Origin of the sequence: Nodularia chucula CCY0103, from assembly GCF_963923915.1 — a bacterium.
Classification (GTDB): domain Bacteria; phylum Cyanobacteriota; class Cyanobacteriia; order Cyanobacteriales; family Nostocaceae; genus Nodularia; species Nodularia chucula.
Map to the genome: position 1 here is coordinate 44,833 of NZ_CAWUOL010000022.1, position 14,079 is coordinate 58,911.

General features: G+C 42.2%; 10 protein-coding genes. 6 read left to right on the forward strand and 4 right to left on the reverse strand.

Going from position 1 to position 14,079, the window contains the following annotated elements:
* Nucleotides 1–13 precede the first annotated feature (13 nt).
* Nucleotides 14–712, reverse strand: coding sequence for a hypothetical protein (locus tag ACM0OP_RS09040; RefSeq protein ID WP_414528070.1), 699 nt, complete (start codon nucleotides 710–712; stop codon nucleotides 14–16).
* A 700-nt stretch (nucleotides 713–1,412) separates the two neighbouring features.
* Here ACM0OP_RS09040 and ACM0OP_RS09045 point away from each other — a divergent pair.
* From ACM0OP_RS09045 to trpD, 6 genes are all read left to right on the forward strand, one after another.
* Nucleotides 1,413–1,577 carry a hypothetical protein gene (locus ACM0OP_RS09045; protein WP_414528071.1) on the forward strand — a complete coding sequence of 55 codons (165 nt, stop codon included), beginning with the start codon at nucleotides 1,413–1,415 and terminating at the stop codon, nucleotides 1,575–1,577.
* A gap of 331 nt (nucleotides 1,578–1,908) precedes the next feature.
* Nucleotides 1,909–2,592, forward strand: coding sequence for a glutathione S-transferase family protein (locus tag ACM0OP_RS09050; protein ID WP_414528072.1), 684 nt, complete (start codon nucleotides 1,909–1,911; stop codon nucleotides 2,590–2,592).
* Nucleotides 2,589–2,912, forward strand: coding sequence for a hypothetical protein (locus ACM0OP_RS09055; RefSeq protein WP_414528073.1), 324 nt, complete (start codon nucleotides 2,589–2,591; stop codon nucleotides 2,910–2,912). The genes ACM0OP_RS09050 and ACM0OP_RS09055 overlap by 4 nt, the downstream gene beginning before the upstream one ends.
* A 562-nt stretch (nucleotides 2,913–3,474) precedes the next feature.
* Entirely contained in the window at nucleotides 3,475–5,763 is a 2,289-nt protein-coding gene (gene glgB / locus ACM0OP_RS09060) for a 1,4-alpha-glucan branching enzyme (RefSeq protein WP_414528074.1), read from the forward strand.
* A 143-nt stretch (nucleotides 5,764–5,906) separates the two neighbouring features.
* Nucleotides 5,907–6,173, forward strand: coding sequence for a DUF7219 family protein (locus tag ACM0OP_RS09065; protein ID WP_414528075.1), 267 nt, complete (start codon nucleotides 5,907–5,909; stop codon nucleotides 6,171–6,173).
* Between the two features lie 632 nt (nucleotides 6,174–6,805).
* Nucleotides 6,806–7,876, forward strand: coding sequence for an anthranilate phosphoribosyltransferase (trpD, locus tag ACM0OP_RS09070; RefSeq protein ID WP_414528076.1), 1,071 nt, complete (start codon nucleotides 6,806–6,808; stop codon nucleotides 7,874–7,876).
* Between the two features lie 7 nt (nucleotides 7,877–7,883).
* Here the strand turns inward: trpD and ACM0OP_RS09075 are convergent, their stop codons facing one another.
* The 3 genes from ACM0OP_RS09075 to ACM0OP_RS09085 all read right to left on the reverse strand — a co-directional run.
* Nucleotides 7,884–8,870, reverse strand: coding sequence for a retropepsin-like aspartic protease family protein (locus tag ACM0OP_RS09075; protein WP_414528077.1), 987 nt, complete (start codon nucleotides 8,868–8,870; stop codon nucleotides 7,884–7,886).
* Nucleotides 8,871–9,194: 324 nt separating this feature from the next.
* The gene (locus tag ACM0OP_RS09080; RefSeq protein ID WP_414528078.1) at nucleotides 9,195–12,689 is read right to left on the reverse strand and encodes a WD40 domain-containing protein; all 3,495 of its coding nucleotides are present in this window, start codon (nucleotides 12,687–12,689) and stop codon (nucleotides 9,195–9,197) included.
* A 167-nt stretch (nucleotides 12,690–12,856) separates the two neighbouring features.
* On the reverse strand, nucleotides 12,857–14,079 hold a 1,223-nt coding region (locus tag ACM0OP_RS09085), incomplete at its 5' end, for an AAA-like domain-containing protein (protein ID WP_414528079.1).

Genomic DNA, 14,079 nt, shown 5'->3' on the forward strand with positions numbered 1-14,079 from the left:
CCGGGGTTTGGTGCTAATATCCCAGTGGCGAGAGAGTATTTGGGGGCGTTTCTACATTTGCCGGTGTTACCGGTTGTATGACATGAGAATTATGAGATGGAGATGCTGTGGGCAAAAAAATTGTTCTATCTGGTGTTGGTTTCACTAGTCCGGTGTCTTCCTGTTCTCCTTCTTCAGCCATTTTGTTTTTCAGAGTAGCGTTGATGGTGGTTAACTGTCGTTCACGCAGTTGGAGATTTTGCAAGTTCTTATATCCCTGACTCCACAGTTGTTGAGAATATACAATGGAACCATACATACATAAAGTTGCTGTCACCAATAAAAATGTCACAACTGAGGAATAACGATGTGATGTATACAACCTAGCTAACCACAAAGGTAGAGTTGCAGCAGTAGACATCACAGGGATCTGACTTTCCCCTGGTTGGGGGTTTTTCTGAGTGGTTGTGTGTGACTGATTTTTCAACTGGGGAAGTAACGGTTTAGCCACCTCTGGTAAACCTTGCGTTACCGGAATTGGCAATTGTTGAGCAGAACGAGAACGCCGTTTCCTTCTTGAGGGTACTGGTAAAGTTTCCCCTGTAGGTTTAGATGCGCTCTCCAGATGAGAACTGGAAGATAGAGAGCGGCCTTGACGACGACGAGATGGCATAGAATTTCTCTGGAACCAATTATCCGTTTGAGTAACGGAAGATTTACGAACAAAAACCATAATGAAGATAATTTATATTTAGAGGCGGTTTTGGCTAGAGTGAGAATCCTGTTCTGCGTTCACAGCACTGAAACACACAAGAGCTTTGAAACAGTTATGATGCCGTTTGTGCCGAATATTTAACTCATAATCCCCGTGGCTTTTCTCCAAGGAAGATACTGCGCTAACAGCAGGGAGAGTTTCAAAATTCGTGAGTTGCTTTGCACTTAAAGTATGGCAATAGAAGGCAGTCAGGGGCAAGACCCTGTTACCCCTCGTTGGTCAAAATTTAAACTCATGCTTTTGGTTCTAATATTTACAATACTGTCAGTAATTTAACCCTACACTGAATCTACTCCAACTTACTGCAAGTCTTAAGCTCTGTCGGGAGATAATTTTGAAGTTTAATTAAGTTTATATACTGAATAAAGCAAGATATATATATTACATATTGGTTGTATAGCAGTTTGATGAATGTATTTGCTAACCAGTGGATGTTACCTTTAAGTATACAAAATATACTAATTGATATACGGGAAAATATACTTAATTATGGATACTCCTTACTCTACTACATAACGACTAAACTGTAAAAAATCAACCAAAAGTATTACTTTTGAAAATATCAGTACAAAGCATTTCAACAATTAGCAATAAATAGGTTATCTTATTCAACAGGCGATTTTTTTTGTCGCTATTATTGGTGAAAGAGGAGTTGATTATGAAAACAAAAATCTTTGGTTTTATGCTGATGTTAGGGCTGGCTGCATTTCTAGGAGCTTGTGAACCTCAACCTGGTGAAACTCCACCGGCTACTGCACCTGCTGCTCCTGGTGAGCCTTCCGACGGTGCAACTCCTGCCCCTGCACCGGATAGCACCCCATAATTTTATCGTGGTAAAATCGCTCCCCATAAATAGTGATGTTTTTGACTACAGTAGATTTACTATTTAAGTCACGGGAAACATCTCAGTAAGAGCGCAAGTTAAGGACACTGGTAAGTATAGTTCCTCGTTGGAGCAGGTGTCTATTTTATGACTTACGCCGAGATATTCGGAAACTTCTATTCCACTGTGGGATCTGTTGCTTCTGTGGTTAGTTGTTTCGGTTCTTGCGTAAGTCTTATTTATGGTATAATTTTTAATTAAAAATACTTGTCTTGAAGATTTAGCAGTTAAGTGTATAGAATTTATCCTGATTTCTGCACAAGGTATTTTTATGTTGCTGCTGCAATTTAGTACATCTCATTATTGTCGCAAAGCTCGTCTGGGGTTGGGTTATAAGCAAATTAATTATCAAGTTGAAAATCTGACTCCTGGACTGCATATTTTCCGAGTTAAACCTTTAACAGGTTTGAAGACTTTGCCTGTATTGTTACCGGAAATTGAGGGTGAACCGAATGCGATCGCGGATTCTACAGAAATATTAAAATATTTGGAAGGTTATCAGCCAGAACCATGTTTATGTTTACCTAATCATGAACAGCAAATAGAAGCCTCGATGCTAGAAGATTGGTTGGATGAAAGCATCGGTACTGCTACAAGGTTTGTATACTATCAGTTTCGGGCTGGGGAAGGCAAGGAAATTGACCCTTCATTACTGAGCCAAACTGTAATATCAGTAGTCCGCCAACAATATGGGATTAATCAGGCTAGTGTAGAATTAGCGAAAAAGCGACTGACCACTGCATTTGACGAGTTATCGATGCGCTGGCAAAAACATGATTATTTAGTAGGCGATCGCATCAGCATAGCAGACATTAGCGCCGCCGCTTTACTTAGTCCTCTAGCACTGATTCCCCAGTATCGTCAACAATACCCCTGGTTATTTGAACGTATTGCCCAAATCCATCAACTGTGTGGTCAACCCTTACCACCGGGATTATCAGGAGTGGAAAAATGAAGATAACCAAAAAAATATTTTTGGGGATTTTAACTCTTAGCACCAGTATTTTTATCTGGTTAACTAGCACCTGGGGACAAGGTTTAGTAGCATTACCACCGCCAGAAGATATACCAGAAGAGATATTACGCACCCAAATAATTATAGACGCGCGATCGCCCCTAGATGGTAAACCCCTCAACCCAGCCGAATACGCAGAATTACAAGAACAATTACAAATCAGTCCTCCACCCAAACTCAGTGCCGATGTCCGCCAAACTATTTACCTCATCAGACTACGTAAAGCCCTACTGCAAATTTTCCCCTTCCTAGATATTTAATAACATAATTATTACACTCTTCAACCGTAAAGCCCCTGAAATTATCTTCAGAAGGCACAAGCAAAAATGATCAATGCCACCTGCTAAAACTGCAAGAAACCGCCCAACTCAGCAGAGCATTTATTTATCAGTATGTTACATAGTAAAGTAAAATATATTTATGGCAAAACTAAAATTAATACTGAAACTTCCTTTTTATCCAGTCAACTTTTACCAAAAAGCCGTCCTAAAAGACTTACACTGAGCAGTTTGACAAGCTCACTGCAAAACTTGCCGAAGTGACGGGGCTTGTATCCCGTTCTTCTCGGTCAAAATAAATGTAAACAATATATTTTAGTCATAGTAATACCACCCAGGCTCTAATCTATATAATCAGCACTGGGATTGAGTAAATGGATCTCTGAACATATTGAGGAAAACCATCCCTGAAGCTTTTCCCCAAAAAATCCAGGGGATTGTAGTTTCCCTAGTGAAGGTTAAACTTCTACTAACAGAGTGGATATTTGTCTATATTGTTAGCAACTATATCATTCAATTACTTTATCGAAATTTAGGTAGCTTCATGTCCATCACAACAATTGTTGCAGAACAGGTTAACCGTATAGTAGGGAATCAACATCACGATCCCTTTGAAATACTTGGTTCTCATTGCATAGAAAAAAATGGTAAAAAAGTTTGGGCTGTGAGAGCTTACCTACCAAATGCCAGTGCAGCATCAGTAGTTCTGCCAGAGCAACGTCAAGAATACCCGATGCAACCAGTACATCATCCCCACTTTTTTGAATGCACAATTGAAATAGCAGAACTCACAAACTACCAACTACGCATCAAGGAAGGAGAGCATGAGCGTGTCATCTATGACCCCTACGCTTTCCGTTCCTCCAAATTAACAGATTTTGACTTGCACCTGTTCTCCGAAGGCAATCATCACCGTATATACGAAAAAATGGGGGCGCACCCCACCGAGATTAACGGTGTCAAAGGCGTTTACTTTGCCGTTTGGGCCCCCAATGCTCGTAATGTTTCCTTGCTAGGAGATTTCAACCTTTGGGACGGACGCAAACACCAAATGCGGAAAGGCCACACCGGAGTTTGGGAATTATTCATTCCTGAAATCGGCAAAGGAGAGCATTACAAGTATGAAATTAAAAATTTTGACGGACACATTTACGAAAAAACCGATCCCTACGGTTTTCAACAAGAACCCCGACCCAAAACAGCATCTATCGTCACTGACTTAAATGCTTATACTTGGTCAGACCAAAAGTGGATGGAAAAACGTCGTGAAACCGACCCACTCAGCCAACCAGTTTCAGTATATGAAGTACATTTAGGCTCTTGGTTACACGCTTCTAGTTCAGAACCAGCTAAATTACCCAATGGAGAAACAGAACCTGTAGTAGTAGTCTCCGAACTCAAACCTGGCGCACGCTTCCTCACCTACAGAGAACTAGCAGATAGACTGATTCCCTACGTCAAAGAATTAGGATATACCCATTTAGAACTGCTACCCATAGCTGAACATCCTTTTGATGGGTCTTGGGGATATCAAGTAACAGGATACTATGCCCCCACATCCAGATTTGGCAGTGCCGAAGACTTCATGTATTTTGTAGACCAATGTCACAAAAACGATATTGGCGTAATAGTCGATTGGGTTCCTGGTCACTTTCCTAAAGATGGTCATGGTTTAGCCTTCTTTGACGGTAGTCACCTTTATGAATACTCCGATCCCCGCAAAGGTGAACATAAGGAATGGGGTACTCTCGTTTTCAACTACAATCGCCACGAAGTCAGAAACTTCCTAGTCGCCAATGCTCTGTTTTGGTTTGACAAATACCATATTGATGGGATTCGGGTTGATGCTGTGGCTTCAATGCTTTACCTGGACTATTGTCGTGAACCAGGAGAATGGTTAACTAACGAGTATGGTGGTAGAGAAAACTTAGAAGCAGCAGATTTTCTGCGTCAGGTGAATCACCATCTTTTCACTTATTTTCCTGGTGTGCTTTCAATTGCGGAAGAGTCCACTTCTTGGCCAATGGTATCTTGGCCGACCTACACAGGGGGATTAGGCTTTAACTTAAAGTGGAATATGGGCTGGATGCACGATATGCTTGATTACTTTAGCATGGACGCGTGGTTCCGCCAGTTCCATCAAAATAATATTACCTTTAGTATGTGGTACAACCACAGTGAAAACTTCATGCTAGCTTTGTCTCATGATGAAGTGGTACATGGCAAAAGTAACATCATTGGCAAAATGCCCGGTGATACTTGGCAGAAGTTAGCAAATGTGCGTTGTTTATTTAGCTATATGTTTGCTCACCCAGGGAAGAAAACCATGTTTATGAGCATGGAATTTGGACAATGGAGTGAGTGGAATGTTTGGGCTGACTTGGAATGGCAATTATTGCAGTATGATGACCACCAACAACTGAAACAGTTTTTCCAGGATATAAATAGTCTCTACCGTTCTGAACCAGCTTTATATACCCAGGATTTTGCGGAGAATGGGTTTGAGTGGATTGATTGTAGCGATAATCGTCATAGTGTGGCTTCCTTTCTGCGTTATGACAAGGATTCTGATGATTTTATCGTGGTGGTTTGTAACTTTACACCCCAACCCCATTCTCACTACCGCATTGGTGTACCAGAAGAGGGATTTTACACCGAGTTGTTTAATAGTGATGCTCGTCCCTATGGAGGCAGTAATATGGGCAACTTAGGTGGTAAGTGGACGGATAATTGGTCGTTGCACAATCGTCCTTATTCCTTAGATTTATGTCTACCACCTTTAGGAGTGTTGATGTTGAAGTTGGATAAACAAAAGACAGCCGAAGTTATCTAATAATCACCAATCCTTACCCTTCTTTTTCCTAATCAGGAGGGTGGGGAAGCACTAAGGGAAAATACTATTTTTACAAAGTGTTGATAAATACAGCAAAGTTTGTCAAATTAGTGAATGAAACATAATTTATAGGGGGTCAACTGATGGCAGAGCCAAATCAGGAGCATAAAAACAACTTTATTTACCCTCGTAGTCCCTACTATGGCAAATTTCAGCCAGAAAATGTCATATTTAATGCCAATCTTCAAGAATTTGCTCATAAAGTGGGCTATATTGCCAATTTAGAAACATCTGGTAAACTCTCGCCAGAGGAAGCATATAAACGCATTAAAACTCTTTGGAAACAGTTGAAACGCAGCAAAAAAGAACTGCAAATTACTAAGGAAGTAGAACCACCGACAACGCTGTAAAATTATTAACTTAAAGTAAGTCAGTTATCAGTTATGAGACATGATTGGGTTGCATTTCTGACTCAATCAGCGTGATGACTGTTTACTGTTCACTGGTGTGAAATCATCGTGGGTCAGTGAAACTATTATATTTTCTGAATCTATTTGGATAATCCAACGGGTAGTGCCTTGATTGTGCGGGTTTGATTCGGTTGCACAGACTACCCCAACTTTTCCCATAACGTATGCTGGACGTAGGATTAAGACTTCATCACCAATTTGAATAACCCCTGAATTATACAATATTCTTGCTCCTAAATTCTGCCTCAGAGTGAAATTATTGTAGCGAAATTTTGTCTATTTTATAACCTTTTCTTAACTAAATTTGGTTTGGATTATGCCATGGGGCAATTACGGACTTATAGCTGGGGAGTGTGGGAAGTGTGGGGAGTGTGGGGGGTGGGGTAAAAGCTTTTGGGTGTCTAACTTTTATGATCAGCTTATGTCCTAACGTCCTTGGCGGTTGCTATAAGACATTTCCTGTATTTCCTGTTCTCTGTTCCCTGGGTCTTTTTGAATGTTAGGTTGCCATTTTTCGGTAGGATAGCTCCCATATATTCAATCGAGTTCAACCATAGATAAAGGGTGATATTATGGCGACTTCTGCAATTTCTGCGTCAGAATCTTCTGCTAACTGGTCTCTGCTGCTACAACAATTAATGGATAGTGAATCATTGACTCGTGTGCAAGCGGCGGAATTAATGCAGGGGTGGTTGAGTGAAGCTGTACCACCGGAATTATCAGGAGCCATTTTAACGGCGCTGAATTTTAAAGGTATTTCCGCCGATGAGTTGACGGGTATGGCGGAAGTATTACAAGCTCAATCAAAGGTGGGGAATGGGCAAAAATCCACTCCGTCGGCGATTCCGGTTATAGATACCTGTGGTACTGGCGGTGATGGCTCATCAACTTTTAATATTTCTACGGCTGTGGCTTTTGTGGCTGCTGCCTATGGTGTGCCTGTGGCTAAACATGGTAATCGTTCTGCTTCTAGTTTGACTGGTAGCGCGGATGTTTTGGAAGCATTGGGGGTCAATCTCAGTGCTGATGGTGAAAGGGTACAAGCAGCAGTGCAAGAGGTAGGAATTACTTTTTTGTTTGCTCCTGGTTGGCATCCAGCACTGAAGGCGGTGGCTGGTTTGCGTCGGACTCTGAAGGTGAGAACTATTTTTAATTTACTGGGGCCTTTAGTGAATCCTTTGTATCCACAGGGGCAGGTTGTGGGGCTATTTACACCTCAGCTGTTAACGACTGTTGCCCAAGCCTTACATAATTTAGGTAAGGAACGGGCAATTGTTTTACATGGGCGGGAACGTCTGGATGAGGCTGGTTTAGGGGATTTAACTGATTTGGCAGTTTTATCGGGTGGTGAGGTGCAGTTAACGACTGTTAATCCGCAGGAAGTAGGTGTGACTGCTGCTCCTATTACGGCATTACGGGGTGGAAATGTGGATGAAAATGCGGTGATTCTCCAAGCAGTGCTACAAGGTAAGGGAACTCCAGCACAAGAGGATGCTGTGGCTTTAAATGCTTCTTTGGCTCTTCAGGTGGCGGGTGTTGTTCCCTGGTTAGACCATGCTCAAGGTGTGGCTGTGTCTAGGGAGATTATTCGGAGTGGTTCTGCTTGGCAAAAGTTGGAGCAGCTGGTGGAGTTTCTCAAATAGAGTGGATTTAGGAGGGTGATTGTGGGGTAAATTCGACTACATCTCGTCTAATGGTGACATCATATTTGCCAAAGAAGTCGTGACCTAATAATCCGGTTTCTAGCTCTGGCCCGGCGATCGCCACTGCCACTCTATTCACCCTCACCCCAGATATTGACATAGAATCGACATAGCCAATGGGAAATTCTACTGTTCTAGCACTGGCTGTGTTGGCTTTAATGCTTCCTACTGTTACTACTCCTAAGCTATTAGCCATTTCTTGGGTAATAACTGTGCCACTGGCTCCTGTATCTACAATCATGTCAAATTTTTGCTGGTTGTTGAAGGTAACTTCTACAACTGGTGTTCCTCCCATGCGCCGTTTAATGGGGACAGTAAATACTTCTGTGCCTGGGGTGATAAAGGCGGATCTTGATTGCTCGTTTCTGGATATGGGTGGGGGGAGGTTAGGTAATTGGCGGATTTGAGGTTGGGGAACGGCTACAATCACATTTCTGGGGGGAGTTGCGGGAGGAACCGCTCTTTTTTGGGCTGATTCCAGGTGACTGTTGTATTCGTAAATTTTTGCTTGGGCTGTGGTAAATTCTGGGCTGTGAGGTGGCACTTTTTTCATGAGTGCGATCGCCTCTTGGTAGTGACTGGCTACTAAGTTCCAATCATCTGGAGATTGAGCCGATTGACTGATACTCCAAGCCCCGATAGCTCTATCTAGACCCATTTCAAAGGAATTTACTGCGGGTTCTGGGGGAAGTGGTGTGGTTTCCGGCGCTGACTGCTCTGGTAATATTACTGGTTCAGTCTTTGGCGATTCTGCTAAATTATTTACTGGAGAATTTTGATTGCTAATGGTTTCAGAAGTGTTTTCCCTGCGTTCTAGCAAACCATTGGACCAGCTACCCTCAGACCCAATTTTCTGCTGACAAGCTACAGTCACAACTGCGAGAGTGCTGGAAAGAAAAAGCAGAGTGGTACGAGATAAAAAGGACTGAAGCATAATTAACTTCAATTATACATAGCTAAGGGACTGAAAATCTGCCAATTATACGAAGTCTGAGAGGCAATAATTAATATTTGCAGTATCGGCTAAATGGCGTAGGCCATACTGTTTATTATTAACTATAGTTATTTCACTATATCGAAAAGTCTAGACTGAATGTTGAGCTTTGGTAAACTTGGTGGCGGATAAGGGACTGACACAATTAAAAAAATATTCCATTACTGAGGTAGGCAGGGGTGCAGGGTGCAGGGGGAGAAAGAGGCAAGGGGGCAGGGTGCAGGGGGGAAAAGATTGTAACTTCCCACACTCCCCACTCCCCAGTTATTTTCTACAAAGAGCGCGATCGCTCTGGTCAATATCTGTATTTGTACTTAAGTAATCTTTTACCCAGTCACAGCCGGATTCTAGGAGGTCTAAATTGAGAATTTGATCTAAATCCCAGAGAATGACTACTTGATCATCACTACCAGAGGCCAGGGTTTTGCTATCGGGACTAAAGGCGACAGTGCTAACGTTGGAACTGTGTCCTTGAAGGGTAGTTAGCAATGTACCATCTATTTTCCAGAGTTTGATGGTATTGTCGAAACTGCCAGCTGCTACCATTTCCCCATCTGGACTGAATGCTACTCTTGTGAAGCCTATGTTATTTCCGGGAAAAACTTTTACTAGAGTCCCATCTCTTCGCCATAGCCTCAGATTACCATCGCCGCCGGTAGAGGCAATATATTCACTGTTGGGACTGATAGCGACACCCAGGACTTCACTATTATGTCCTTCTAATGTATGTACGGGTTTTTCTGATATGCGATCGCCATTTTTGATCCAGATTTTGATTGTACCATCAGCACTGGCTGAGGCTAAAAACTCCCCATCAGGACTATAAGCTAGATCCCAAATGCGATCGCGGTGTGCGTTAATGGTTTGACGTAGTTGAAACTGCTGATTCCCTTGACGTTGCCAAAATCTTAAATTACCGTCAAATCCCACAGTTGCCAAAAATTTAGCATCTGGACTGTAGGTAATACCTAAAAGACCAAAACCAATTCCGGGAATTATTGTGCGCTGCTGCTCCTGAATTTGCCATAGTCTCATCACACCCAGAGAACCGACAATTGCTAAAGTTTGACTATCAGGGCTAAAGGTAAGACTCAGCATTTGGGAATCTTCTTCCACAATATTTTGTGCTAGAGAACCGTCTCGATTCCAGAGTTTCACTTCTTTACCGGCGACAGAGGCTAAATATTTGCCATCTGGACTAAATTCTACTCGCCATACTCTTCCTTGATGACTGTGAAGAATTTTAACTAATGGTGGGTGAACTCGCCACAGTCTGATGGTGTTGTCATGGCCAGCAGAAGCGACAATTTTGCCATCTGGACTAAAGGCGATTCCTTCTATATTGGAAGTATGCCCGCGCAATGTTCTAATTAAAGTACCATCCATTCGCCATAATTTTACGGTTTTATCAGCACTGGCGGAGGCGATGATTTGTTCATTTTGGCTGATGGCTATATTCATGATTTCAGATGTGTGTCCCAAAAAACTTTTCAGCAGAACACCATTTTGATTCCACAGTCGGACTACATGGTCTGCACCTCCTGAAACCAGAGTTTTACCATCCTGACTCCAAGCCAGACTCCAGATACTGGCTTCTCCGGCTGTGAATGTTTTGATCAATGTTCCATCCATTTGCCAAAGGTAATTCTCTCCGCCCACTGTGCTAGAAGCGAGAGTTTTGCCGTCGGGACTGAAGGCAATTCCCCACACACCCCGGTTATGCTGAAGAGTTTTAATTAAAGTACCATCTAATCGCCAGAGTTTAAGGGTGCGATCGCCACTACCGGAGGCGATAATTTTTCCATCCGGGCTGAAAGCCACTCTTGATAATGCAGACTGATGTCCTGTGAATTTTTTGAGCAATTTACCCTCTATTGTCCACAGACGCACAGAGCCATCAATCCCCGCTACGGCAATTAAACGGCTATCAGGGCTGAAGCGGACACTGTGTAATGTTGTCGAGTCTGCCAGGGTTCTCACCAGTGTGCCATCTGTTTGCCATAGCTTGACTGTACGATCAAAGCTAGATGAGGCAATCCATTTACCGTCTGGACTAAAATCAACACCTAAAACAATTCCTTGATGACCCAATAGGCGATTGACTTCATCGGCTCCATAGACGGCTTGCTCTAAAACTGATTTAGTTGACAAATCTAACTTTTTATAGTCAGGAAAAGATTGAAAGAATAAATTTTCCAACTTTTTACGAGCTTTAATGGCTTGGACTAAGGCATCTAATCGCTGGTTAGAATTGAAACTACCACTAGCAGCAGCTGCGATCGCTTTAACTTCACTAATTGCTGTTTGTTGATATTGATTGTAGGTTAGAAGTCCCAGGGAAATAGCCACGAACATCATCACACTGACAACTCCTAACATTACCCGTTGGCGCTTAAGATGTTGCTGCTGTTCTAAATAACGCTGTTGTTCTAGTTTTAATCTCGCCTCAACCTCTTGTAATCTTTGAGCTTCCAGTGTTTCTTCTACTTCTCTGCGTTCTAGTTCTTGACTAGCTGCTAGAAACCGATAATCTAAATCACTTAAGCTTTTACCTTGAGTCCATACCAGTATTTTTTCCAAGGCTTTTCCCCGCAGCAACCAAGACTTATCTATATATCCCGATGCCATCCAACCAGTGATAGCCTGAGAATAGGGACGCAAGTTTGCTAGTTCTTTCCCCACCCAATCTAAACTAAAAATCTGTTGATAAATGGGATTTTTAATTTGCAGCAACCCGCCTTGTTTTTCTACTATTCCTGTTAATATTAATTCTGTTTGTTCTGGACTATTGTCGGCAGGAATCCCATCTTGATCTAGGGTGAAGCACAACAAAATTTTTTGATATAGTCCCAGTAATCGTCCTCTGCGTTCTTCACTATACAGTAAGCGATCGCGGATGGTTTTTAAATGTTCTGGTTCATCTTGGCTTTCCCAATTATCCAGAATATAAGTCTGCACTAACTGATCAACAAAATCTAACTGGCTATGAACTACCAAGCGACATAACTTTTGGGTTAAAAATGGCTGTCCCCCAGTCCAGTATAAAATCCTTTCTAGGGTAGCTTGAGAATCGACAACAACACCATTTAAACCAACTAATAATGCCCTAGCTTCATTTCCCTGAAATCCCCGTAATTCAATGGCTTTGCCCACATTAAAGGGAGTCCGGGTAGTATCAGCAATCAAATCTCCCGGAGTCGCCACACCAAATAAAGCAAAACTCAGACGGGAATACTTGGGTTGTTCAGCCCGACGGTTATAGTAAGCTCGAATCAGGGCGAAAAAATCATCAGTCGAAAATTTGAGACTGAGAACACTATCAATTTCATCAATAAAAATGACAATAGGGGCGGAAATTTGCTCTAGCAGTACAGTATCAAAAAAATCACTCAATCGATTAACTAATGATAAATGAGTGCGATCGCGCCACCAACTGCCCAAATTTATATCTAAGCCAAAATTCTTCACCAACAGCCCCATAATCGAAGCGTACCACTGTTCTGGCGTTACCTCTCGCGTGCCAATGGCTGTAATATCAATGACACCACAGCGCACACCTTCAGCCTGTAGGCGGTGAGTAGTTTTCACCCGCAAGCTAGATTTACCCATTTGTCGAGCATTAAACACATAACAAAACTCACCCTGTAACAATCCCTGAAACAGAACTTCATCAGCTTCTCTCCGCACATAAGTTACAGAATCAGCAGGGAGACTCCCACCCACCTGATAAGAAACTTGAGGACTAGGATAAACAACCATATTGAAAAACTCCTCATAAGAAGCAAGGGAGCAGGGAGCAGGGAGCAGGGAGCAGGGAGCAGGGGGGAGTTAGAAATTACTTAACACGGACGGCCTCTGAAACACCTTTCCTGTTCTCCCTTTCACCCTTCGACTGCGCTCAGGGCAAGCCCACACTCCTCACTCCCTTACTTCAAAACTTCAGAAAAATACTTTTGATATAAGTCGCAACTGCAAACAGCCAATTGACTTTTAAACCTAATTAATCCCACACCTTGCAGCTTAAATGATTGACTGGGATGGACTTCTAAACCGTGAGGATATTTAACCACCTGCTCCATTACTGCTTTTAGTTCTGGATGCTGTTCTAAGTATGAGAATTGTTGCCGTAAGTGACTATTAAATATACTGTCTGGTAAAGTGGCTGTTGCCAATAATTGCTCTATATTTTGTTGTGAATGCGTCAGGTGAAATAAACTCAATTGAGTTAAATAAGGATTTCCCCCTACTAGCTTGACTAACTCATTGGCATAGATTTCAGGAGTTTCTAGCCCATAGCGGGTAGCTAGTTCTTGTACTTGCTGGGGTGTAAATGGTGGTAACTCAATTAATAACCCCACATTGAAAGGAGATTGATGGACATTTAGGGGTAATAAAACCTCTGTGGAATACACAATGACGATGCGTAATCTCTGCCATAATTCACCATAACTATTGCTGTGTCTGGCTTGCTCATACCAAGCTCGTAACATTCCGAAAAAATCGACGGCGATATCTGAATAGCTAAATAATATGTTGACTTCATCTAATACTAGTAACAACGGACTAGAGTCAGCAGCTAGTAAATAAGTCTCAAAATATTCATTGCAACTATAGTTATGGCCAAATAAGGGATTCCATAATTCCTCTACACGATTTGGTAAATCTAAACTACGACTTACCATCACACATAGCCACTGGAGAAACTGACTCAAACTGCTAAATACTTCTTTATCTGCTAGTTGTAAGCTAATAACTGCTGTGCGAAACTGATATTCTGTCGCCTGATTTAAGCCTTGGGCAATTAAAGATGTTTTGCCAAATTGTCGGGGAGCGCGAATCCTGACTAAGGCTCCTAGTTGAAAAATTTCCCCCCTGAATAGTTTTTCTGCGGGAGGACGATAGATATAAAATGGTGAAGTTGGCGGTAACTGTCCTTTGAGAGGAGTTGGCTGCTGATTTCGGAATAATCCTTTGCTTGTACTTGGTTCCAATTCTTGTCTGATGTAATCATCATCTTCTAAAAACAGCCCAAATGCTTCAAAGTATGCAGCTAGGCTGGGTTGATCTACTGTGCTTTGTCGCCGACGGACTTTAGTTAACGTGAGTTCGACGGAACTAAAAAATGGCAGGAGGTAGAGCAGGCAAATCT